The sequence below is a fragment of the Acinetobacter sp. YH01006 genome (assembly GCF_013420445.1).
Lineage (GTDB): Bacteria > Pseudomonadota > Gammaproteobacteria > Pseudomonadales > Moraxellaceae > Acinetobacter > Acinetobacter pseudolwoffii.
Map to the genome: position 1 here is coordinate 1 of NZ_VOYB01000017.1, position 21,886 is coordinate 21,886.

Annotated in this window: 20 protein-coding genes, 2 tRNA genes and 1 pseudogene; 12 read left to right on the forward strand and 11 right to left on the reverse strand. The window is 36.5% G+C overall.

The genetic code is table 11. From position 1 onward, the window contains the following. Nucleotides 1-409 precede the first annotated feature (409 nt). Nucleotides 410-856, forward strand: coding sequence for a very short patch repair endonuclease (locus FTT73_RS12605; RefSeq protein WP_005108368.1), 447 nt, complete (start codon nucleotides 410-412; stop codon nucleotides 854-856). Nucleotides 857-932: 76 nt separating this feature from the next. On the opposite strand, the gene FTT73_RS12610 is transcribed toward FTT73_RS12605, so the two are convergent. Further along, the gene (locus tag FTT73_RS12610) at nucleotides 933-2,471 is read right to left on the reverse strand and encodes a DNA cytosine methyltransferase (protein ID WP_180191526.1); all 1,539 of its coding nucleotides are present in this window, start codon (nucleotides 2,469-2,471) and stop codon (nucleotides 933-935) included. A gap of 296 nt (nucleotides 2,472-2,767) precedes the next feature. On the opposite strand from FTT73_RS12610, the gene FTT73_RS12615 reads away from it, so the two are divergent. The 5 genes from FTT73_RS12615 to mzaE are packed head-to-tail and all read left to right on the forward strand — an operon-like array spanning nucleotide 2,768 to nucleotide 12,147. Beyond that, nucleotides 2,768-5,032 (forward strand): sigma-70 family RNA polymerase sigma factor, encoded by a 2,265-nt coding sequence (locus tag FTT73_RS12615; RefSeq protein WP_180191527.1) that lies wholly within the window; start codon nucleotides 2,768-2,770, stop codon nucleotides 5,030-5,032. Then, the gene (locus FTT73_RS12620; protein WP_005108372.1) at nucleotides 5,025-6,518 is read left to right on the forward strand and encodes an ATP-binding protein; all 1,494 of its coding nucleotides are present in this window, start codon (nucleotides 5,025-5,027) and stop codon (nucleotides 6,516-6,518) included. Before FTT73_RS12615 ends, FTT73_RS12620 begins: the two co-directional genes overlap by 8 nt. 26 nt (nucleotides 6,519-6,544) lie before the next feature. Further along, nucleotides 6,545-9,370, forward strand: a complete 2,826-nt coding sequence (locus tag FTT73_RS12625) for a Z1 domain-containing protein (protein ID WP_180191528.1) — start codon at nucleotides 6,545-6,547, stop codon at nucleotides 9,368-9,370. After that, nucleotides 9,354-10,376, forward strand: coding sequence for a PD-(D/E)XK motif protein (locus tag FTT73_RS12630; protein WP_168406791.1), 1,023 nt, complete (start codon nucleotides 9,354-9,356; stop codon nucleotides 10,374-10,376). The genes FTT73_RS12625 and FTT73_RS12630 overlap by 17 nt, the downstream gene beginning before the upstream one ends. Continuing rightward, complete coding sequence (gene mzaE / locus FTT73_RS12635; RefSeq protein WP_005108375.1) at nucleotides 10,363-12,147, forward strand: MZA anti-phage system associated AIPR family protein MzaE; 1,785 nt, start codon at nucleotides 10,363-10,365, stop codon at nucleotides 12,145-12,147. The genes FTT73_RS12630 and mzaE overlap by 14 nt, the downstream gene beginning before the upstream one ends. 356 nt (nucleotides 12,148-12,503) lie before the next feature. Here the strand turns inward: mzaE and FTT73_RS12640 are convergent. From FTT73_RS12640 to FTT73_RS12670, 7 genes and pseudogenes are all read right to left on the reverse strand, one after another. Beyond that, nucleotides 12,504-13,475 (reverse strand): annotated as a pseudogene (locus FTT73_RS12640) (hypothetical protein); the annotation flags it as partial. Between the two features lie 102 nt (nucleotides 13,476-13,577). Then, nucleotides 13,578-13,733 carry a hypothetical protein gene (locus tag FTT73_RS12645; RefSeq protein WP_180191525.1) on the reverse strand — a complete coding sequence of 52 codons (156 nt, stop codon included), beginning with the start codon at nucleotides 13,731-13,733 and terminating at the stop codon, nucleotides 13,578-13,580. Nucleotides 13,734-13,970: 237 nt separating this feature from the next. Beyond that, nucleotides 13,971-14,717: an ATP-binding protein gene (locus tag FTT73_RS12650; RefSeq protein WP_034682254.1), complete on the reverse strand. Its 747-nt coding sequence runs from the start codon at nucleotides 14,715-14,717 to the stop codon at nucleotides 13,971-13,973. A 10-nt stretch (nucleotides 14,718-14,727) separates the two neighbouring features. Beyond that, nucleotides 14,728-15,294: a DUF1376 domain-containing protein gene (locus tag FTT73_RS12655; protein WP_180191529.1), complete on the reverse strand. Its 567-nt coding sequence runs from the start codon at nucleotides 15,292-15,294 to the stop codon at nucleotides 14,728-14,730. Between the two features lie 68 nt (nucleotides 15,295-15,362). Beyond that, the gene (locus FTT73_RS12660) at nucleotides 15,363-15,611 is read right to left on the reverse strand and encodes a hypothetical protein (protein ID WP_005108379.1); all 249 of its coding nucleotides are present in this window, start codon (nucleotides 15,609-15,611) and stop codon (nucleotides 15,363-15,365) included. Continuing rightward, nucleotides 15,601-16,785, reverse strand: a complete 1,185-nt coding sequence (locus FTT73_RS12665; RefSeq protein WP_034682258.1) for an Arm DNA-binding domain-containing protein — start codon at nucleotides 16,783-16,785, stop codon at nucleotides 15,601-15,603. The genes FTT73_RS12660 and FTT73_RS12665 overlap by 11 nt, the downstream gene beginning before the upstream one ends. 13 nt (nucleotides 16,786-16,798) lie before the next feature. Beyond that, on the reverse strand, nucleotides 16,799-17,014 hold the full coding sequence (locus FTT73_RS12670; RefSeq protein ID WP_001054887.1) for a hypothetical protein: 216 nt from the start codon (nucleotides 17,012-17,014) through the stop codon (nucleotides 16,799-16,801). Nucleotides 17,015-17,124: 110 nt separating this feature from the next. Here FTT73_RS12670 and FTT73_RS12675 point away from each other — a divergent pair, with 110 nt between their 5' ends. Further along, nucleotides 17,125-17,343, forward strand: a complete 219-nt coding sequence (locus FTT73_RS12675) for a helix-turn-helix transcriptional regulator (protein WP_010588955.1) — start codon at nucleotides 17,125-17,127, stop codon at nucleotides 17,341-17,343. A 388-nt stretch (nucleotides 17,344-17,731) separates the two neighbouring features. Here the strand turns inward: FTT73_RS12675 and FTT73_RS12680 are convergent. Both FTT73_RS12680 and FTT73_RS12685 read right to left on the reverse strand, forming a co-directional pair. After that, nucleotides 17,732-17,807, reverse strand: a tRNA-Gly gene (locus FTT73_RS12680). 48 nt (nucleotides 17,808-17,855) lie between these two features. Next, nucleotides 17,856-17,928, reverse strand: a tRNA-Gly gene (locus FTT73_RS12685). A 233-nt stretch (nucleotides 17,929-18,161) separates the two neighbouring features. On the opposite strand from FTT73_RS12685, the gene FTT73_RS12690 reads away from it, so the two are divergent. The 5 genes from FTT73_RS12690 (at nucleotide 18,162) to FTT73_RS12710 (ending at nucleotide 20,998) form a co-directional block, all read left to right on the forward strand. Then, entirely contained in the window at nucleotides 18,162-18,470 is a 309-nt protein-coding gene (locus FTT73_RS12690) for a BolA family transcriptional regulator (RefSeq protein ID WP_005094610.1), read from the forward strand. A 9-nt stretch (nucleotides 18,471-18,479) separates the two neighbouring features. Then, complete coding sequence (locus tag FTT73_RS12695; protein WP_005094609.1) at nucleotides 18,480-18,872, forward strand: SirB2 family protein; 393 nt, start codon at nucleotides 18,480-18,482, stop codon at nucleotides 18,870-18,872. A 95-nt stretch (nucleotides 18,873-18,967) separates the two neighbouring features. Continuing rightward, the gene (locus FTT73_RS12700; RefSeq protein WP_005094607.1) at nucleotides 18,968-19,804 is read left to right on the forward strand and encodes a ParA family protein; all 837 of its coding nucleotides are present in this window, start codon (nucleotides 18,968-18,970) and stop codon (nucleotides 19,802-19,804) included. A gap of 13 nt (nucleotides 19,805-19,817) precedes the next feature. After that, a complete protein-coding gene (locus tag FTT73_RS12705) occupies nucleotides 19,818-20,210 on the forward strand; it encodes a hypothetical protein (RefSeq protein ID WP_180191530.1) in 393 nt (130 codons plus the stop codon). A 194-nt stretch (nucleotides 20,211-20,404) separates the two neighbouring features. Next, a complete protein-coding gene (locus FTT73_RS12710) occupies nucleotides 20,405-20,998 on the forward strand; it encodes a hypothetical protein (RefSeq protein ID WP_005094603.1) in 594 nt (197 codons plus the stop codon). Nucleotides 20,999-21,019: 21 nt separating this feature from the next. Here FTT73_RS12710 and FTT73_RS12715 read toward each other — a convergent pair whose 3' ends face one another. After that, entirely contained in the window at nucleotides 21,020-21,658 is a 639-nt protein-coding gene (locus FTT73_RS12715) for a DedA family protein (protein WP_005094600.1), read from the reverse strand. Nucleotides 21,659-21,886 lie beyond the last annotated feature (228 nt).

The window sequence follows — 21,886 nt, forward strand, 5'->3', positions numbered from 1 at the left end:
TGTACACAGTGCACTGGGTTATGTATCGCCTTTTGAGTTTGAAGCAATGTACTATGATAAGATTAATCCGTTAGGTCAGGTGGCCTAACTTAAATAAAAAAGTCTCCGACAAACCCGGTACGGTTCAATAGCTGATGTAGCTGCCAAGCTCAGTCCAAGTAGTGTAAGAGCGATTTTTCCTATCATGAGAGTATTCACTTTAAGCGTAGTAGAACATTATAGGTAAAATAGCATTTTAAAAGTTACAAGACTATTCGATAATCTATTTTCATCAAATACAAAATCTGTCGATCCTAGCAGACGAGATGCCATTGATTATGGCAAAAACAAAAACGATGGTAGTCATGACCACAGAACCAATAAGGGTAATGACCGTACGCTTACGAAGCAAAATAGTAGGGTGAAAAGTATGGTAGATATTGTCGATGTTTCTACCCGAAGTCGTATGATGGCGGGTATCAAAGGGCGGAATACGAAACCTGAGATACTAATCCGTAAATTACTACATAAAAAAGGATTCCGCTTTCGTCTTCATGTAAAGAATCTACCAGGTAAACCAGATATTGTTCTGCCTAAATATAAGGCTGTGATTTTTGTAAATGGATGTTTTTGGCATGGTCATAAGGGTTGCCGTCTTTTTAAATTACCCGCTACCAGAACTGAATTCTGGCAGGAAAAAATAACACGCAACCAAGCTAATGACAGTAAATCAATAAATTTATTGTTAGAAAATAACTGGAGGGTAGGTGTTGTCTGGGAATGTAGTATTAGAGGTGCAACTAAAGATCCAGATAAAGTAATTAATCTTATTTCTGAATGGTTACGTGGGGAGAGTTCTTTTATTGAAATTGTTTAAATTCGCTTTTAGGACTATTAACCATGCAACAATTCCGATGTTCAGTAATTCATGAGTGAACATCGGAATTTAATTTTTATAAATCGCTATAATGTTTTTTTAACAATGAGAAAACAATTTTACTGATCTGTCGAGCAAGAAATGGAGGTACAGCATTTCCGACCTGCGTATACTGATTAGTACGGTTTCCTTCAAATATATAGTTGTCAGGGAAGGTTTGTAATCTTGCCGCTTCCCTTACAGTGAGACTTCTACACTGTTTTGGATCATAATGAATGAAATAATGACCATCTTTTGAAATATGGCTTGTTATTGTAGTCGCTTCCTTATGAGCAAGCTGCACGCGAAAACGGTCATTATAAGACCCAGAATTCCAGTTCTGGTGTTGTGGAGCAAGCTTAGTCGGGAAATTTTCAGCTTTAGGTGAGAACCCTCTCTGTTCACCATATAATGCACAAAAACTGTATCTGAGCAGATCTGACTCCATATGTCCTCTTGTCTCATGATTGAGAACTAGATTCAGTTCAGGATCAAGAATCCATTTCTTCAAATGATCTGGCAACTGGTTTGATGATTTATATTTATGAACAGTTTCTTTTCTTTTTAAATCTTTATATGGTTGGAGATAAGTTTTATTAACATCAACACCAATATTATTTAATGCGCTTAATGTTTCGGCATTACTTGATACAACTTGCTGCCAGGAATAATAAGAATCATCTTTTTTTGATAACCCGCTTCGTAGTTTTGGTAAATCACCAATAGCCTCTTTAACTGAAACTTTAGGGTAAATATTTTTATCCAAGATATCAGGTATATGTTTAATATCCTCCCTAACTCCAAGCAGAATAACTCGGTGTCGAGCTTGAGGAATCCCGAATTCTTCGGATTTAATCAGGTAATTCAGTTTGTCTGGAGTAGTAGAGTTATCTCCCTCTTCTGTTTTTTCAACAAGAGAATATATTTTGTATGAAGGGCAAGCTTCTGATCCTGTGATTTCTGACGGATTCTGCAGGTCTTTAAGAATTTGAGGAAATATTAATTGATTCTCAACTTTTGCAGTAAGAATCCCTCTGACATTTTCCATGACAAAAACATCAGGTTTTGCAATTGATAGAACCTGTAGATATTCTTTGTAAAGAAAGTGGCGATGATCTTCTTTGGGTACATAGTTTTTATTGCCGGCATTTCTGGAACGACCAGCTAAACTATAGGCTTGGCAAGGGGGACCTCCGATTAAAATTTTAGGTCCGTAATGATTTTCTGTTAGCTCTTTTACTTTAGCATGAATGTGGTCATTATCTTTACCTAATTCAGAAGGACCTTTCAAGGTTTCCTGAAAAGCTGATTCATAAATTTCTTTATATGATTCAAACAGTTCATCTCTTGTAAGGTTACCATTTAAATATTGATAGTAACCATCTAGACAGCCTGTTTGCTTTGCAAGTCTGTAAAACGCTCTTGTAGTTAGTGTCATATGAGCATGTGGATCTTTTTCAACAGACATACCTATTTTAAAAGGATGCTTATTATTATCTATGTAAGAGGCGAATCCTTCGCCGAGTCCACCTGGCCCAGAGAATAGATCAATTACTAAAATATCATTATCTTTCATATTAGCCTGATAACTTAAAAAACACATGCATAATACCAGGTCTTGTCAATCGCACAAGACTTAAAAAACTTGATCGGTAAAATTAAATAAAGCCTTGTAATTAAAATAATAACAGTTTGCTTTCCAATAGCAGTGAATTAAAAATTTCCTAGTAAATTTTTATACTATTTAGTCTATAACTCCCCTTTTTTGGATTATTTTTCAAATATTTGGTGCTATATTTATACTATTTTAGAAGAACCTAGATTACTAGCATTTAAAAATTGATGGTCTAGATTGAACTTTCCGGGATTATTATGAAAATCTCATATAAGACTAAGCCTTTGAGTCCTTTACTAAAAGCTACTATTAAAGCTGGTGCGTTAGACGCTGTAAAATTACAAATTGAAAGAGGGGCTCAATTAAATGCGGTAGATTCAGCGGGCCTTTCAGCCTTAATGTTAGCGGCAATTCTCAAACAACCAGATATTTTTCAGTATTTGATCGAAGCTGGAGCTTCTTTAGAATTGATCGACTCAAAAGGAATGTCGGCTATTGATTATGCAGAAGCAAGTGGTGTTGAAAAAATAAAGGAAATCATACGAGAGGTACAAAATAAGACAACAAAGGCTACTAGTGAGCAGAATCTTTCTGGTGAAGCAATCTCTGATCAAATTATAAATCAATCTACTGAATCTAAGATTGGGCAAGAAATAGTTAGTTTTAAGACGACAATTATTGAGTTCGAAGATAGTAAAGAAATAGAAAAGGAACAAAATTTAATACAGGATGTTGACAGTCACTTAGTAGATTTTAATTTTGAATTAGATGAAGATTTATCTTCTGATCCGGACTGGGCTTCAGATACGTCTGACCACTGGTGTGGTGATGAAGAAATCGAGGTTCCTGAGAATGACTTAGCTTGCTTGGTGGAAGCTGAAACAATTTATAATAAAATAGTTAATCATCAAATTCTTGATATAGATACGATTGATTGGTCAGATATTGAAATTGATCTACCTGTTAGTCAACAAAGAATAATAAATATAAAAGACGAATTTTCTCATTTATATTATTTGTTAATTCAAAGTACCATCAAAGGAATGGTTTCATATAGCCAAGTATTACAAGCTATTAAGAATGATATTGGTGAGACAGATATAGATACAGTACTGCCTGTGATTCTAAATTTGTTTGGTGATTTGGGTGTTTTGATAGAAGACTTTAAGCCGTTCGAAGCTAATTATGAAGATGATGATATTAATCCATCAGATAGCCTTATTGAAGATAGTTTAATTAATTTGAATTATGAGCTGGAAGGCGATCTTTTCTCATTAAATATTTATTTTTCACAAATCCAAAAATTTGAATTAATTGAACGAGATGAGGAAGAAAGAATCGGCTTACAAATGAATATTACTTTGTTGGCCCTTGCCAAGAATATTGCTAATTTACCTGCTCATTATTGGTCAAAAGTAGTTGATATATTTGAAAATTCTTCTAATAAAGAAGAAAATAAACTGCTTGTTGAAGAAAGTGAAGTTGATGAGGAAATAAGTGTTAGTGATGAAATTAAAAATAATGAAATAAGTGAAATTGATAACGGAAATAGTTTAGAAACAAAAGAGAATAATGAGACTTTAAATTTCGGGGATATTGTAATTCAGCTAAGAAAAAATCATAAATCTTATGAAAGTAATCAATATATTCCACGTCCTAAAATTAAAGATTTAGACAAATTATTAAAAATTGTAGAAGAAGATTTTATTGATATCGATGCTAAAGAAATTATTCACCCTATTACCAAGTATAAAAAAGCTCGTGAAAAATTAATTAAGGCAAATTTCAGGTTAGTAAATTATTTTGCAAAAAAATATGCGCTGTCTGGTGTGCCATTAGAGGACCTTATTCAGGAAGGTAATATAGGGTTATTAACTGCAGTTGATCGTTATGATTATCAATTGGGTTATAAATTTTCAACTTATGCAACTTGGTGGATAAAACAATCAATTACCAGAGCGATAGCTAATACTAATCGTTTGATTCGATTACCTGTACATATGTATGAATTAGTTAATTCTATTGAAATCGCAAGACAGTCTCTGGAAGACGAAGGTTTACCAGTCACTATTTCATCACTGGCACATAAAGCCGAATGCTCAGAGCTGAATGTTAGAAAGGCAATAAGTGCTGATCATGCTGTAGTATTTTTTGATGATATCTTAGATGAAGAAAATAAATATTTAAAAGAGAATGAAATAATTAGCCCATTTTCAGGTCCTGAAGATGTGATCTTGGCAGCTGACTTAAGAAGGGCGATTTATAAACAGCTGGCTGAATTAGATGAGCGCCCAGCAAAAATCTTGGAACTAAGATTTGGTCTTAAAGATGATAATGATCTTACTCTTGAAGAGGTCGGTAGCCAATTTAATGTTACCCGAGAGCGTATCAGACAAATTGAAGCAAAAGCTTTAAAAAAATTAAGACATATTTCACGTTCTGAATATTTGGAACCTTTTATTACGTTTATAAAAGAAGATTTGAAAGAAGAAGAGAGTACGAAGGAAGGAAGTAATGCATAGCCATATTAAATCTCGTAATGCCCCCCCACAAGCAAGTGCAATGATCGAAGCTTTAAGAGGGTTGGGCTATAACACAGCGACTGCATTGGCTGACATTATTGATAACAGTATTAGTGCTGATGCAAATCATATTGATTTACTTTTTAACTGGGATGGTCAAAAGAGTCGAGTCATTGTTTGGGACAATGGTAATGGCATGAGTGCTGAAGAAATTGATAAGGCAATGAGATTAGGGGGGAGAAGTCCATTAGAACAAAGGGATGCCAAGGATCTGGGTCGTTTTGGTTTGGGGCTTAAGACTGCTTCATTTTCTCAATGTAGAAAATTGACTGTAATATCTTGTGGCAAGGATGGAACCCATAGTCTCAGATGGGATTTAGATGTCTTAGCCCGTCAACAGGATGGGGTGTGGCATTTATTGGAAGGCCCGTTTCCAGAGCTTGAGGATTTAACTAAAGATCTAAATCATGCTGGTCACGGAACAATGGTAATTTGGGAGGAGCTAGATAGAATTGTATCTTCAAAATTTACCGTTGATGACTGGTTGAATCTTATAGATCAGATCGAATCTCATTTATCTATGGTCTTTCACCGCTATCTGGAAATAAAAGAAAAACTTACTATCCGGATAAATGGAAAAGCAATTAAACCTTGGGACCCTTTTTTGTCAGGCCATCCATCAAAACCATGGAATTCACCAGTTCAGCCTTTTAAAAATACGCAGATTAAAATTGAATGTCATGTATTACCCCATAAGGATCGTCTAACTGCACAAGAGTTGAAAATAGCTGAAGGACCAAATGGGTGGATAGCTCAACAGGGTTTCTATGTTTATCGTAATGAACGATTAATAGTGGCAGGTAGCTGGTTAGGTCTTAAATCTTCTGATTCCCAAAGAAAAGCATGGGTCAAGGATGAAATCCATAAACTTGCAAGAATAAGGCTCGATATCCCAAATACAATGGATAAAGAGTGGGAAATTGATATTCGAAAAGCTGTTGCACGACCACCAGTATATTTACGAAAATGGTTGGCCAGTCATGCTGAAAATACAAGAAATAGGGCACGCAAGGTTTTTATTAACCGTGGACAAATTACTCAAACTACGATTGATAAGACCGAAGTTAAGCAAGCATGGAAGGCCGAACATTCAAAAAATGGGATGAGATATAAAATAGATTTGGATCATCCGGTTATTAATTCCGTATTAAATAAATCTGAGAATTTACTTCCAGAATTAAAACTTATGTTAAGAGTTATCGAGGAGACTGTACCAGTTCAAAGAATTTGGTTAGATACTGCAGAAAATAAAGAAGCACCATTAACAGGATTTTCTGGAGAATCATCAGAAGCAATTTTAGATATTCTAAAAACCTTATACCAAAACATGGTGCAAATTAAAGGAATATCCCCGGAAGAAGCAAAAATTAGCCTCCGAAAAACCGAACCATTTAATAAATATCCAAATCTAATTTCAACTTTATAAGAGTAATATTTTTAGAGAAATATTTTATGTCAAAAATATCTAAAGAAAATGAACAGCAGGTTATTCAAATTGTTCAAACCCTTTTACTTAATGTACAAGACAAATCTTTGATTACCACACAAATTTTAAATGAAAAAATAAATTTAGCTGTTTCATTAGATACTAAATACAAAGAAAATCTGGATAGAGATTACATTATAGAAGAGCTTATAAGGCGTTATAGTGTATGGATTGGGCAAAATAATATATTAGTTAATGATAATGGGCATATTCCTTGGTTGACGAATGAAAGAAAGAAAGAATGGAAATATTGGCAACGGTATAAAGAATGGCAAGATAAGAAATTGCCATGGATCGCTTTAAAAGCTCTGGATGATTCTACAGATACTATTTTAGGTTTACTTGAGGACCCTGAAAGAACTGATCCTTGGGATAGACGAGGATTAGTGGTTGGCCATGTGCAATCAGGTAAGACGGGGAATTTTACTGGATTAATATGTAAAGCAGCTGATGCAGGTTATAAGATTATTATTGTCTTAGCTGGAATGCATAATAACTTGCGGGCTCAAACCCAAATGCGTTTAGATGAAGGTTTCTTGGGTTATGAAACACATCCTGATCCAGATAAAATTAGAATTATTGGAGTTGGAAATATTGATTCTGGAGTTGCAAGACCTAATTATGTGACGAATAGAACTGAAAAAGGGGATTTTAATAATAAACTGGCAAATGGTACTGGTATTAGCCCAGAGCAACGCCCATGGTTATTTGTTGTTAAAAAAAATAAAACAGTCTTAAAGCGACTGCATAAATGGATTCATGATCATGTCGCAAATACAACTGATCAAGAAACAAAACGAAAAATTGTCACAAATCTTCCCCTTCTTATCATTGATGACGAAGCTGACCATGCTTCGGTTGATACAGGCGAACAGATATTTAATGATTCTGGTATTCCTGATGAAGATTATCAGCCAAAAGCGATTAATAGTCTCATAAGACAAATACTTCATTTATTCACACGAAAAGCATATGTGGGATATACAGCTACACCATTTGCTAATATCTATATTCATGAACACGCGGAAACAAAGCTTGAAGGAAAAGATCTCTTTCCAGAATCATTTATTTTGAATCTGGCTGCCCCCTCAAACTATATTGGCCCTTCTAGAGTATTTGGGATTAATGAAGGCACCGATATAAGAAAAGATCAGCTACCAATAATTCATGAGGTGGATGATCATAATTCTGATGATGGATTAACTGGATGGATGCCAATAAAGCATAAAAGTGATCATAAACCTTATCATGAATCAGAATTTGGTATTCCTTTATCTCTTGTAAAAGCAATAGATACATTTGTCATTGCTTGCGTAGTTCGGCAAGTACGTAAACAAGGCGATGAGCATACATCAATGCTAATTCATGTAACTCGTTTTAATGCCGTTCAAAAAGAAGTATTTGAGAAAGTAGATGAATATATAAAAAAAATAAGTCAGAGACTAATTAGAAAAATTGAGAATCAGGAGATATTATCTAGGTTTAAAGAACTTTGGGAAAGTGATTTCATTCCTACCAATATAACAATGAATGAAGAAGTACCTGATTTGTGTTCTGAATCTTTGCCAGCTTGGGAGACAATAGAACAGATTCTGCCAGAGGTGATCGAACAAATAAATGTACGGATGATCAATGGAACAGCAAAAGATGCTCTTGATTATGCAGATAGTGCAGAGGGATTAAAAGTCATTGCTATTGGTGGTGATAAGTTAGCACGTGGTCTAACTCTGGAGGGATTATGTGTTAGTTATTTTTTACGTGCATCTAGAATGTATGACACATTAATGCAAATGGGAAGATGGTTTGGGTATCGTGGAGGATATCTTGATCTCTGTCGACTTTATACTCCTTCTGAATTAGTTGAATGGTTTGAACATATTGCAGATGCCTCTTTAGAATTGAGAGAAGAATTCAATCTTATGGTAGATAGTGGAGGTACACCACGAGATTATGGACTAAAAGTGCAGTCACATCCTGTATTAATGGTTACGTCCCCCCTAAAAATGAGAACTGCAAAGTCTTTATATTTATCATTTAGTGGAACTGTAAGTGAAACAGTAAGCTTTATGAAAGATGAGAAAATTCTAAAAAATAATTTTGAAGCTTTAAGTTACCTGATCAACACCTTGGGGAAACCATCTAAAACTCCTATGCGGCTCCGTAATAATCCTACAGATAATAAATCTACTTCTAATAATTATTATTGGGAAAACGTTGAGCATATACATATTCTCGATTTCCTTGATCATTATCAAACTCATCCAGAATCTCTCAAAGCTAACAGTAAAATGTTAAAAAAATTTATTGAAAGCATGGCTGAACAGGGAGAGTTAAAATCATGGAATATTGCATTAATGGGAGGAAGTATTACACGTTCACCTATACAATTATCGGATTCAATTATAGTAAAAAAAGCTGAACGTAAAAGTAACGGGAAGCATGAGGATAGATATGCAATCCGTAGGTTATTATCACCTAGTGATGAAGCATTGGATTTGAACCCAGATGAATGGGCTGAAGCATTGGAAATTGCTTCCCAACATAAAGAAGAGGGAGCTGAAAAAAATAATAATTATCCTAGTGGAATTAGTTGTCGTCTTGTTCGTGGTAAAAATAGACCAGAAACAGGTTTATTAATTATATATTTGCCAGAAGACTCTAAACTTTCTGAGGTGAAAGAAATACCTTATGTAGGTTTTGCATGCAGTTTTCCTCACAGTAATTTAGATAAAAAAGTTGAATATAAAGTAAACAATATTGAATGGGAGAACCTCTATGGGGCTGCAAATTGATCAACAACAGATATTAGTAGCTTGGAAAGCTTTATCTTCAACAGATAATCAGGAGGGATGGGTTACTTTTCCTCTATATAAACATAGTAATTGGTCTTTGTTGGCAAGTTACAATCTTTTAAAACGTGAGGAAGCAATTTTTCTGGATATCAATTACTCCCAGATTCTCGAATCAAGGATTACCTTACCTATAGCTCAAGGTTTTAGGGTACAAAGGTTTAATGAGGCGGCAAGAAAAGGTTTTGCTCTTGTACGGCAAGTAGATGGTGATCTGGATTTATTCACAAAGATGATTGTGGATGTATGTAACACAATAATCCAATATCAGGACTTGAATGAAAATAAACTAGTTTCTGTATTTATTAATAGAATTTATGCTTGGCTTTCTTTTATGTCGAAAGGGGAGCGAGAGCTCTCTCAGGAGGCGGAATTAGGTTTAATAGGGGAGTTAGAGGTAATATTGAGTTTAATTTCCTTAAATCTACCTATCTCAGAAGTATTAAATGCTTGGAAAGGGCCTCTGGATGGCTTAAAAGACTTTGAAATGGGTTCTGGTGCTATAGAAACTAAAAGTACATTATCAAATCAAGGTTTTGTTGCAAAAATTAATTCACTCGAACAATTAGATGATAGTGAGAAATCACCACTATTTTTAAATGGCTATCGTTTTTCTCTAAATTCAGCAGGTAAAACATTAACTGAACGAATTAATTTAATTCGTGAGCAGTTAAATGATTATCCAGCTGAACTTTCTAGGTTTAATAACCTTTTGTTGAGAATTGGATATCTGGAAAGTGAGAAAGAAAACTATATCCGTAAATTTAAAACTGAAAACTCGTTTTTTTGGTTGGTTGATGAAAATTTTCCACGATTAGTACCTGGGAATATCGCTGTAAATATAAGACATGCTAAATATGAAATAGATTTAACACCCTTTATAAACCAGTCTATTGATTTAAGTTTAGTTCTTCAGAAATTAGGAATTGGAAATTGTGGAATTAATTGATTTTTTAAAAAATATTCAGAGTGATGTACAAACTGAAATATCTACACGAACTGAAGAATCAGATCAACAAGGTTTATATGCAGAAGTTATATTTACTGAAATTGTTACTCAGCACATGTCAGAAATTGGTATGACATTCGAGCCTGAGATGTGTCGTTATTATGCAAATATACAAGGTATACTCCGTTTAAGCGGCTTTGCAATATCTGAAGAAGCCGATCAATTAGATCTATATGTTACTGAATATAGTGGCAATAACGAATTAGAAAATATTCCTGATTCAGAAATTAAAGCAGCAGCAGAACGCTGTTTGAGATTTCTCAAATACTGTGTTGAAAAAAAGCTATCTTCAAAAATGGATGAGTCTCATGAAGCATACCCATTAGTTCGTACGATAGAAGATGGTTATTCTCAATTTGAACAGATAAGGATTTATGTATTAACAGACAGAGTGGCAAAAACTCGTCAATTTCAAAGTAGAGAAATACAAGGTAAAACAATAAAACTTGAAGTTATTGATATATCAAGGCTATTTAATCATCTGCAAGAAGGTAAACCTAGGGATGAACTCATTGTGAATTTTGAACATGTTTCTGGTAGTCCACTTCCATGTGTGTGGGTTCCAAATGAGCATGGAGAGTATGATTATGCAATGACTGTAATTCCTGGAGAGGCTTTAAGATATGTATATGAAAAATATGGTCCACGTATTCTAGAGGCAAACGTTAGATCTTTTTTAAGTCAGACAGGAAAAGTAAATAAAGGTATCCGTGATACTTTAATTGATCAGCCAGAACGTTTCATGGCTTACAACAATGGCGTGGTAATTATCGCAGATGAAGCACATTTAGGCAGATTAGAAAACGGTGGAATTGGTATCTCTTGGTTAAAGGGAATGCAAATCGTAAATGGAGGACAAACAACAGCTTCCATGTTCTTTACCAAGAAAAAAAATCCAGCAGTTAACCTGAAAGCTGTGCATGTACCTGCGAAAATCATTGTTTTAAGAAAAACAGATCCTCTGGAAGAAGAGCAACTGATTTCAGATATTTCACGCTATGCGAATAGCCAAAATGCAGTCAAGCAATCGGATCTTTCAGCGAATAAACCTTATCATATTAATCTTGAAAAGTTAGCACTATCAACTTATTGCCCTGATGGTGTAAGCCGATGGTTCTATGAAAGAGCTGGGGGAAGCTATAAAGTAATGCTTGAGCGTGAGGGCAAAACTCCTGCTGGCATTAAACGTATACAGGAACTTATACCTACCAGCAGAAAAATTACTAAAACTGAATTAGCCAAATATGTTTGTGCATGGGAGCAAAAGCCTGATCTGGTGAGTTTGGGGGGACAAAAGAACTTTACTGCATTTATGAATATGATCCAGTCGACCGATGAGGATAAGCAGTTACAATTTGATGTCACCTATTATAAAAATATTATTGCACAAACCATTATATTCAAAACTGCACAGAAAGTTATCAGGTCAAAATTTCCTGCTTTCCAAGCTAATATAACTGCATATACAGTAGCCATTGTGTCTCAAAAAATTGGAAGCCGTATTAACTTTCAAAAAATCTGGTTAAATCAAAAGCTTTCTGAAGGACTTGTTAAACAGATTCTGATTTGGTCAGAGGAAGTTAATAAATACTTGCATGAAACTGCCAAAGGAAGGATGATTTCTGAATGGGCGAAGAAAAATGAATGCTGGGAATTATTATCTCAATATGAATATTCAGAAAATAATCTTGATATTGAGGAGCTAAAGTAACCTAATTTTAATAGTTAAAATTAAATTCTTCAGGCCTCTTTTTTTGACTGTCTTTGTGAGATGAATGTAGAAAATTATGGAATATCGATTTTAAAGAGTCGGAAATTAAATACTATTTCATCTCATTAATTTATTGGAGTTGCCTTCATAAATATTGTCTCTAATTCAAGTATTATATTGATGCCCTAAAAAATTAATAAAAACAGCTTCTAAAATTTTAGAAGCTATAATCAATTTTTCTGCTAGATTGAAATAAATAGGCTTATGAAATTTACTTGTATGCTTAATGTTAACAGTTCAAGTAATATCTCTAATATCTGACTCTCATGATTAAAAGAATGATAAATTCTTTTAATCATGAGAGTCAGATTCTTGATAATATTAGATATTTCTTCACTGATTATAATATCTACATCATTATTATCCTGAACATTTAAAGGCTTTTTCTCTATAGTAAACAGGTCTTTAAGTATTTTTATAGTGAGAGTGTTTTGAGGTGAGGTAGAAAGTCGAAAGATGGATTCATCCAGCATAGCATTTAACTTTTTAATCTCATTTTCAGAAGTATTTTGTTTTATAGAAACTAGATACGCACGATATAGGACTGCAATAGTATTTTTATATTTCATAAATGCATGCATATTTACTTTCCCACGTTGTATAGAAGACATAATCATATCTCTGCAGGTGATCCTCTTATTTGACAAGTCAAAATCAGCATGAGTAAGTAAATCTCGAATTTCACGTTGAATATGTGCTTTGTTAAAGTAAGGTAAGCTGGTTTCAATCGCTTTTTTAAGATTTTTAGGGGTTAAGTCAGCCTTCTTGTTAGCTAGGCTTGAAAAATCATAACCTTTCGAACTATCTGCATATACCAAAGCATTACTGCGTGTCATCATTGTAAGAGCTGACCAGAATTGATAATTTATTTCAGATCTAAGTTCAGGGCCAAGATTGAGAGCTGTGTAGTTTTTATAAATATAAAAAATATCATCAAGATTTTTTAAAAGTTCAGAGGCAACAGCTACCTCAGACTTAACAGGATTGAGATTAAATTCAATTCCAATCATGGAAGAGATTAAAAAGCCGAACAGGCGAGCCATGTCTTGATTTTCAATAATGGATTCATAGTTATATTCTTGAGCAAAAGTATCCATTGCAGTTTGTGCCAATGCTTCGTATAAATTTGAATCTTGTACTGGATCTAATTTACCTTTAATAGCCACAGAAACATCAGGATGTATGAAACTGGTGAATAAACCCGATGCAATATTAAATTCAGCATCAGATTTAAGAAGCTCATTCATCATAAGAACACGGATAAAATATTAGACCTCTTGCGTTAATTAAGTTTTAAACAGCTGAAATCTATATTTTATGAGGTTTTAGCCAATTCAAAAATTAGATAAAACTATACTTTCGCAACAGGTCTATTCTGTATTCTTAATATTTTTAGCAGTTGGTACCAAGTTAATAACAGCATAAGTAAATCTTGAATCGCCCGTTTCCATATAAGAGACTTTTTTAACTTCATAGGGATGACGATAGTTCTTAACTGGTATTAGCTTAAAAATTGGCTCTAACATAATGATTTCTTGGGAACTCTGAATTTTAATAGTGTAATTTAGGTAGGGTAGGTATCAACTTGATGGATGATCTGCATAATCCATAAGAGGCAGTATTCGTATAAAGAACCTTTTTACCCAATTTTATCAAATAAAACTACCATTTATCTAAAATATAATATTAATGCAATTTTGAAAAATCTGATTATAAAAAGCCAATTATTTCAGTGAGATAATTGGCTTAAGTAAAGAGTCGTATTATTTGGTTATCCGCTGATCATCCCAATAACATGGCACTACAATCAAATTGTTCTCATGTAATCGTGACCATAATCGGACACCTAAATCCCGCTGCATATTTTGGACTGTGAAATTGGAAATTAGCAGAGTCGACTTCATACTGTCATAACGGCTATATAAAACCTTATGTACCATTTCTAGACGTTTTTCATGCCGGTCATGCAGGCCATATTCATCTATCACTAATAAATCAAAATTGGAGAAATGGTCGATAACTTGCTTCTCAGAACGTGAAGCATCTGACCAGGTATCCATCATTTTTTGAGCAATTTCTGCACTGGTATAGTAGCGTGCAGATTTTGTACTGTTATGTAGAATGTTGCGAATGATTGATGCACTCAGATGGGTTTTACCTGTACCCGGTGTACCAATCATCAACATGTTCGGGTTGTGGTCAGAAATAATCTGCTGTGCAAAGGCCTGACATAGCTTGATGGTATTGTCTTGTTCAGGGCATGCAACTACATAATTCTTGAAGCCACGATCCAGGTAGCGTTTATTGAGCCCTGAATTTTTAATTTTCTGTTGTAGCAATCGCTGTTGCAATTCATCCTCATAGGCTGCATGTGAGTGATGGACGTTTTCTTTGGCACACAATTTACAGAGCCTGTGACCTGCAATTTCCATCAGGGGTATATGATGGGTAGGGCAAAGTGTTTCCGTTGTTTCTGCGCGAAACTGGAGTGTTTTAAGCATGGTATTCATGGCTGATCTCCTAAATCCATTTTGAATTTTCTAAAAAACTCTCATTTTTTTCTTCAAAATTTGAAGATGAAGATGAAGATGAAGATGAAGATGAAGATGAAGATGAAGATGAAGATGAAGATGAAGGGCATGATTCAAGCATGACTTGAGTAATACTCGGGCTCTTCTCAAGAGTTGCTTGAGCATTTACTTTGCGTTGCTTGGCTGATGCTTGAGCATTACTTGCGGATTTCCCCCAACGTGCTTGGGCTGCATTTTTAGCTTTATCAGATTTCATTTGCTGATTTTGCAATGCCTGGCTTTTTAAACTGGTTAAAAAATTTGAATGAATCTCCTCAGATTCGATTTCAAACAATTCCAGGGCCAACAGTGTATTCAACAAAGTTTTAGCCTTGGTATGTTGCGATAATTTCGTGATGCTACATACAGTAGCTAGGTCATGAGGAATGGCACCATTTTTCCAGAAATCCATCATTAACAGCAGTGCCGCACCAATTTGTTCTGCCGTCATTCGTGCAAATTTTGCCTGTAGGTCGCCAATATAGAGTGGCATCCAAATTGAAATATCTTTATGCATGTGTTCACCTTTTTATAGGTATAGAGGGGCTAAGGTCATCGATTTGATGACCTTTTATGTTTGTTTTATTAGTGAGCTAGGCTCATTAACCGGAAACGGGCCTGTTGAGCCAAGTCATCGTAATGAGCTTGCCCTTCATCCAGCATTCGCTGTAGCCAGAGTCTTAATGCTTGGTGATCATCGAAGCATTTATTGATTTCCAGCAAAAAGGCCAGATTGTGCAGTTTGGGAATGTGTAACTCTTGAATGAGTTCACGCGCGACCATATCTGCTTCTGGGCTAACGACTACGCCACCAAAGAAAGCTTTACTGTTCATGGGCAAGCTCCTCTGTATTTAGTCTCTCCAGCATGGCTTCAAAAGCACTACCATCGCGACGTGTAACATTCGGAATGTAGCGGCTATAGACTCGAAACAGCATTTCAGTGGTTGAATGTCCCAGCTGGCGTGCGATCCATTCCGGGTTCTCGCCTGCCGACAACCAGAGTGTTGCTGCGGTATGACGTGTTTGATAAGCACGACGGGGCTTTAGCCCTAAAAAGCGTAGCAGGGGATGCCAGACACGCTTGTTTACCAAGCGATAATCGAGAGGCCCACCATCACGATTGCAGAAAACAAAACTGGATTTACCATTATTTAAGCTTTTCTGTTGCAGAAAGGCCTGATAAACCCGATCACTCATTTGGATGGTGCGGTCAGAACCATAAGTTTTGGTTCCACCAAGCTCTCCATTTACTAACGCTTCTCTGACATGGATTTCACGACGTGGTAAGTCCACATTTTTCCATTGCAAGCCATCGATCTCACTGGTGCGCATACCTGTGAAAAATCGAACAGTATAATAAGGCTTGAAATCATCACGAACTGTGGCAAGGATTGCGTGTACTTCCTTTAATGAAAAAGGTGTTACTTCAATCTTTCCTTGCTTTAAGTTCTTGATATTTTTATAAGGGCTATCAAAGTCATATCGTTCAGCAGCACTATCGAGTATCATGCGAAGTGCTATCATAATCTGGTTGATTCTTGATGGTGAAAGACATTCTTGGTTTTTCCCGTGAGTCACTTTGGCGAGGGATGAGCGGAATCCAAGAATGTCTGACTTTTTAATATTAATTACCGGAATTGTGCCAAAAAAAGGGATTAAGTACTTTTTGATCACAATTTGAATTTTTCCCTTGTAGCTCGTACGCCATTCTATTTCTTTATCAGTGAACCAGATTTCACAGAATTTTGAAAATAGAGGTGTTTTAGAGCTGATCTCATTTACTCTGTTTTCTGCATTTTTGATTTCTTTCAAACGAGAACTTTTTGGAAAGTATTTAGCATAGTCAAAAATACCCAATAAGATTTCTGCTTCCATTCGCTCAATCGCTTTTTCAAGCTTTTTGCGATTTTGAGCATTGTCTTCCAGAGCTGTTGTTTCACGACAACGGATGTTTAAGTATCGAAAATCGACACATAACTTACCGTATCTGGTACGGATGGCAGCCATAATAATGTTCTCCTTACTGAAGTTGTAGGCTGTGTAGCGAGCCTAAAGTGGTTTTGGTCATATCTTCTTCAATACGCTCCCATACATATAAAATTTTGCGTCCACCAAAAGGGCGGATGTAATGAATGCCTTCGATTAGAACACTGTCCTTCAACTGATTACGGATGGTACGCTCGTTGTAATGGATTCGTTCCGCCAGTTCTTTTGTAGTAATATAAGTAAGATTCATGTCTGTATCCTTTTATAAAGTATCACAATGGTGTTATTTAAGGTCACAATGCAATAATAGATGCATTTAAGACACCATGCAAGTACTTTATTACACAATGGTGGTAATTAATGATAGTTTGTAACTTGCCAGTACTTTTGGCAGAACGAAGAATGAAAGTAGCGGATGTAGTGCGGGCGACTGGAATGAGTAAGACAACATTACATAAGTTATATAATGGTCAATCGACTCGAATAGATTTTGAAACGTTAGAGAAATTGTGTGTATTGCTTAATGTTGAAGTGGGTGATTTATTAAAATTTAAGAAAAATGAAGAGCAAAATGATTGATTGAAAGAGAATAAAATTGAGTTTTTTATCATAAGTAAATGTTTTAATTATGTATTTTTGGTGACCAAATTTGGTCACCATAAAAATTAATAAAATAAAAAATACTAAAATTGATGGAAAAAATAGAAATCAAGTGTATGGGGGAGGTGTTCTGATTATTTATAATGAAATTGATTAAAAAAATACCAAAATAGTGAATGTGTTGATTTGTATATGATAAAGGGAAGGCACGTTTAGGACACTTTTGGTCACGCACCAGCTTCAAAAAACACGTTGTCTAAAAATTTTAGAACTTCTTCCAAAGCTAGAACAGAGAGGTTTTAGAAAAAATATTATTAATAATCAACAATAAAAAAGCCCCCATCTTTCGATGAGGGCTTTTTGAATCTGGAGCGGGAAAGGAGACTCGAACTCCCGACCCCAACCTTGGCAAGGTTATGCTCTACCAACTGAGCTATTCCCGCGGAGTCTATAAAGTTTTTTAAATGAAAAAACTAAATGAAAAAATTTTGAGCGGGAAAGGAGACTCGAACTCCCGACCCCAACCTTGGCAAGGTTATGCTCTACCAACTGAGCTATTCCCGCATGCCGTGTATAATACAGCATGAAAAAATGTGGTCAACACCTTTGTTAAAAATCTTGTATCAATTGCATAAAATAAAAGCAAAATACTTTGGACCAGACAATAAATCGCCAATATTCATGTGGGAATTCATGAAACTTCGCCACAATCAATAGATTGCGCTGTAACAGATTACCAAAATACTCAGCAGAACAAGGTATACTGACTTTATATTTTCAAAGATTGGAGTCAGGCCATGAGCTTAGAACAACAACTGAAAGATCGTTTAGCACAATTATCTCCGACCCATTTAGACGTGGTGAATGAATCTTCGGGTCATGGCGGTTATTTCCCTGGAAAAGAGTCTCATTTTAAAACTGTGATTGTCAGTCAGGCCTTTGCCGGTTTACGTCCAGTCCAGCGTCATCAGAAAGTCTATGCTGCTGCTGGTGATTTACTGGCCAAAGACAAGATTCATGCGCTGGCAATCCACGCATTTTTGCCTGAAGAATGGGCAGGGCAGGACACGACCAGTCCAGCTTGTGCACATGCACCAAAAAACTAAGAGGAAATGATGGAAACTCAACTTTTAGTCAAAATTATTCATATGTCAGCAGCAGGATTGGCGATTGTCGCCATTCTTGCCCGTGCCTTGACTTTGTTTATTGGTACACAAGGCAACCTACCGAATCCAAAGGCACGAATTGCGCTGGTGGCTTTACAGCATCTGGCCATTACGGTGATCGCGTTTACAGGTATTGTGTCATTGGTGATCAAGGATTTTGATGTGCAACCCTGGTTTTATGCCAAGGTTATTTTATTTTTTGTGCTGGTATCCTCTTTAGCTAAAGCCTATAAAAAAGATGATTCAATCTTGCTGGCACAACGCCGGGCTGGCTTATTTATTGCGGTAGTTTCATTGGTTTCTATTTTGATCTTGGTGATGATCAAGCCGAATTTTGGCTAAAAGCAAGCAGGCTGTGACTTCAAGCGCAGTCTGCCTATGTGAATAATTAAAAAATACAAGTGTGATAAAAGTAGTTAAAAATAACAGGAGGGGACATGCATACACGTGTGGTATTTAATCAAAAAGGTGGGGTGGGTAAGTCCAGTATTACCGTTAATCTGGCCGCGATCAGCGCACATCAGGGTTTAAAAACTTTACTCATTGACCTGGATCCACAAGCCAATTCCAGTCAATACGTATTAGGTGACGATGCGACCTATTCAAGTGACAAGCCGGCATTAGAACCGAATATTGAAAACTATTTTGAAAATGTGCTGGGCAATCAGCAAAGTAAAGGCTTGCTCGGCAATGCAATTGGCTCGATTTTGAAAAGCCGTAGCAAAGGTCTGGAAAGTTATGTGCATCAGTCTCCCTTTAAGTATCTGGATGTGATTCCAGCCAGCCCGACACTGGGCGCCTTGGCACATGCACTGGAGTCCAAGCATAAAATCTACAAACTGCGAGATGCTTTACAACAATTGTCCGGGCAATATGATCGGGTGTTTATTGATACCCCGCCGGCATTTAATTTCTTTACACTGTCGGCTTTGATTGCTGCAGACCGCGTGCTGATTCCATTTGACTGTGATGTGTTTTCTAAACGCGCCTTACAGACCCTGATTGAAAATGTCATTGAAACCCAAGATGACCATAATGAAAGACTGGAAATTGAAGGTATTGTGGTGAATCAGTTTCAGGCACAGGCCAGATTACCGCGTGAAGTGGTGCAGCAACTGAAAGATGAAGGATTGCCCGTACTCAATAGTATGTTACCGCCCTCCATCTTAATGAAAGAATCTCATCATAAAAATCAGCCCCTGATTCATTTGGCTACTGATCATAAATTGACTCAGGCCTATCAATCGTTGTTCAATGAGATAGAGCAGAACTAAGATCGAGTTAACTATGAAACTTGTGAAATTAAGCCTGAGTATTGCAGCACTTGCATTGCTGAGTGCTTGTGCAACAACGGTGAAACCCACCTATGTGTCCCCGACCCAGTATCAGACCTTGGGTTGTCAGCAGCTGCAAGGCGAATATAACCGTATTCAGCAATATATCGACAATGGCGTGGAAGCGCCAAAACGCACGGGTGTAGGTGTGGGCGTCGGTCTGGGTGGTGGCTGGGGCAGTCGCGGTGGTTGGGGAATTGGTCCGAGTGTTTCCGTCAATATGGGACAGTCATCCGATACCAAGCGAACCGAACTGGCACGGCTTTTAGGTGAACAGGAAGCGATTGTTCAGGCCGCCCGTTACAAAAATTGTCCGATTGTGGTTCGTCAGAATATTGCTAAATAACGAATTCCTGATCTCTTCATAAATGCTGATCTTGGGTCAGCATTTTTTATGATTTTTTCAAAATAGCCGAGCTGATATTCCGCTTAATATCACTTGAAATGGCGCGTATCGTCTCAGCATCCTAGATTTATAGAGCTGTTCTGGCATGAGAATATTGATTAAGCTATAAGCTAGGCCCGGAATAGTTCATCACGATGATTGAAAATTGGTTATTTGTATTGGGGCTAATCGCCGTTCTGATGATTCCAGGGCCGGCGAATGCCTTGGTCGCCAGCTCTGCGTATCAGCAGGGTCAGGCCAAAACCAGCCTTTATATTCCTGCCATTCTGATGGGCTATTTTTATGCGATTAATGTCTGGGCTTTGTTAATTCATCTGGCTTTACCGATCTGGCCAAATTTCAAAAGCTTGTTGTATGTCCTGAGTACCATCTGTGTGGGCTGGATGACGCTGCATTTATATAAGGCCCAGCAGTTAGAACGCTATAGCAAAAATCATCCGCAGATTCGTCCCTGGCAAATGTTTACTGTCACCTTAAGCAATCCTAAAGCAGCATTGTTGGCCTCCGGGATTTTACCCATGGAAACCTGGCAAAGTCCGACCAACTTTGTTCTGGTGTTTGCTGCCTTTTGCTTGAGTACCGTTCCAGTAGGGATTTTCTGGATGGTCTTTGGTCAGGCAATTTTGAGCAGTCACTCTGAAAAAATAAAAGCCGGCCTTATTTATAAAGGCTCGGCTCTGTTTGTACTGCTTTGTCTGATCCCATTACTGATCAAGCTCTGGGATTAAATGCACAGGCTATAAAAAATCTTAAGCTGTTTTACTTTTTTTGAGTCTTTGTTGAATAAAGCCGATCACACCTGGCAAGACACTTAAAATAATAATACCGAAAATCAAATAGGTGAAGTTATCTTTGACGATCGGCATATTACCGAACATATAGCCCAGAATGACAAATGAGCTGATCCAGATAAATCCACCTACTACATTATAGCTCAGGAAATATTTGTAATTCATGCTGCCAGCACCAGCGACAAAAGGTGCAAAGGTACGAGCAAAAGGCACAAAACGCGCAAAAATAATGGTTTTACCACCATGTCTGGCAAAGAATTGCTGGGTCGCTAATAAATGTTTTTTATTGATAAAGCGCGATTCAATCTCGAAAACCCGCGGCCCGATATATTTGCCAATATGGTAATTCAGGGTATCGCCCAATACTGCCGCAATAAATAAAAGCGGAATCAGTACCCAGGGATCCATCACACCTGTAGACGCTGCCAAAGCACCTGCTGCAAATAGCAAGCTGTCGCCGGGCAAGAACGGCATCACCACCAAACCTGTTTCCACAAAGATAATCAGGAAAAGAATGGCATAAATCCAGATCCCGTAATTGGTGATAAATTCAAGCAAGTGATCATCAACATGCAAGATAAAATCAATCAGTTCCATGAGCCCAGTACAAGCAAAAGTGTGCTCAAATCCTAACAGCGATCACCTATAAAGTCAGTAATAAAAGTCGACTATTTTGCGGCTTATTTTTCTGCTGTCGGGCGAATCCCTTCACTTTTAAAGTGGATGTATCAGCGTATAAACATATTTTTATTGGGGCTTTTTGAGCAGATGACACAAGTTCATCATGGCGTTACACAACGTCTGCGGCATCTATTTCGGCTTTCT

Bases quoted from the DNA above. Each gene is read 5' to 3' on its own strand.
- FTT73_RS12610 (WP_180191526.1), bottom strand. From the start codon at position 2,471: ATGAAAGATAATGATATTTTAGTAATTGATCTATTCTCTGGGCCAGGT.
- FTT73_RS12715 (WP_005094600.1), bottom strand. From the start codon at position 21,658: ATGGAACTGATTGATTTTATCTTGCATGTTGATGATCACTTGCTTGAA.
- FTT73_RS12655 (WP_180191529.1), bottom strand. From the start codon at position 15,294: ATGCATAAAGATATTTCAATTTGGATGCCACTCTATATTGGCGACCTA.
- FTT73_RS12620 (WP_005108372.1), top strand. From the start codon at position 5,025: ATGCATAGCCATATTAAATCTCGTAATGCCCCCCCACAAGCAAGTGCA.
- FTT73_RS12705 (WP_180191530.1), top strand. From the start codon at position 19,818: ATGAAACTTGTGAAATTAAGCCTGAGTATTGCAGCACTTGCATTGCTG.
- FTT73_RS12670 (WP_001054887.1), bottom strand. From the start codon at position 17,014: ATGAATCTTACTTATATTACTACAAAAGAACTGGCGGAACGAATCCAT.
- FTT73_RS12660 (WP_005108379.1), bottom strand. From the start codon at position 15,611: ATGAACAGTAAAGCTTTCTTTGGTGGCGTAGTCGTTAGCCCAGAAGCA.
- FTT73_RS12700 (WP_005094607.1), top strand. From the start codon at position 18,968: ATGCATACACGTGTGGTATTTAATCAAAAAGGTGGGGTGGGTAAGTCC.
- FTT73_RS12625 (WP_180191528.1), top strand. From the start codon at position 6,545: ATGTCAAAAATATCTAAAGAAAATGAACAGCAGGTTATTCAAATTGTT.
- FTT73_RS12710 (WP_005094603.1), top strand. From the start codon at position 20,405: ATGATTGAAAATTGGTTATTTGTATTGGGGCTAATCGCCGTTCTGATG.
- FTT73_RS12665 (WP_034682258.1), bottom strand. From the start codon at position 16,785: ATGGCTGCCATCCGTACCAGATACGGTAAGTTATGTGTCGATTTTCGA.
- FTT73_RS12690 (WP_005094610.1), top strand. From the start codon at position 18,162: ATGAGCTTAGAACAACAACTGAAAGATCGTTTAGCACAATTATCTCCG.
- FTT73_RS12630 (WP_168406791.1), top strand. From the start codon at position 9,354: ATGGGGCTGCAAATTGATCAACAACAGATATTAGTAGCTTGGAAAGCT.
- FTT73_RS12605 (WP_005108368.1), top strand. From the start codon at position 410: ATGGTAGATATTGTCGATGTTTCTACCCGAAGTCGTATGATGGCGGGT.
- FTT73_RS12675 (WP_010588955.1), top strand. From the start codon at position 17,125: ATGATAGTTTGTAACTTGCCAGTACTTTTGGCAGAACGAAGAATGAAA.
- FTT73_RS12695 (WP_005094609.1), top strand. From the start codon at position 18,480: ATGGAAACTCAACTTTTAGTCAAAATTATTCATATGTCAGCAGCAGGA.
- FTT73_RS12650 (WP_034682254.1), bottom strand. From the start codon at position 14,717: ATGAATACCATGCTTAAAACACTCCAGTTTCGCGCAGAAACAACGGAA.
- FTT73_RS12615 (WP_180191527.1), top strand. From the start codon at position 2,768: ATGAAAATCTCATATAAGACTAAGCCTTTGAGTCCTTTACTAAAAGCT.
- FTT73_RS12645 (WP_180191525.1), bottom strand. From the start codon at position 13,733: ATGTTAGAGCCAATTTTTAAGCTAATACCAGTTAAGAACTATCGTCAT.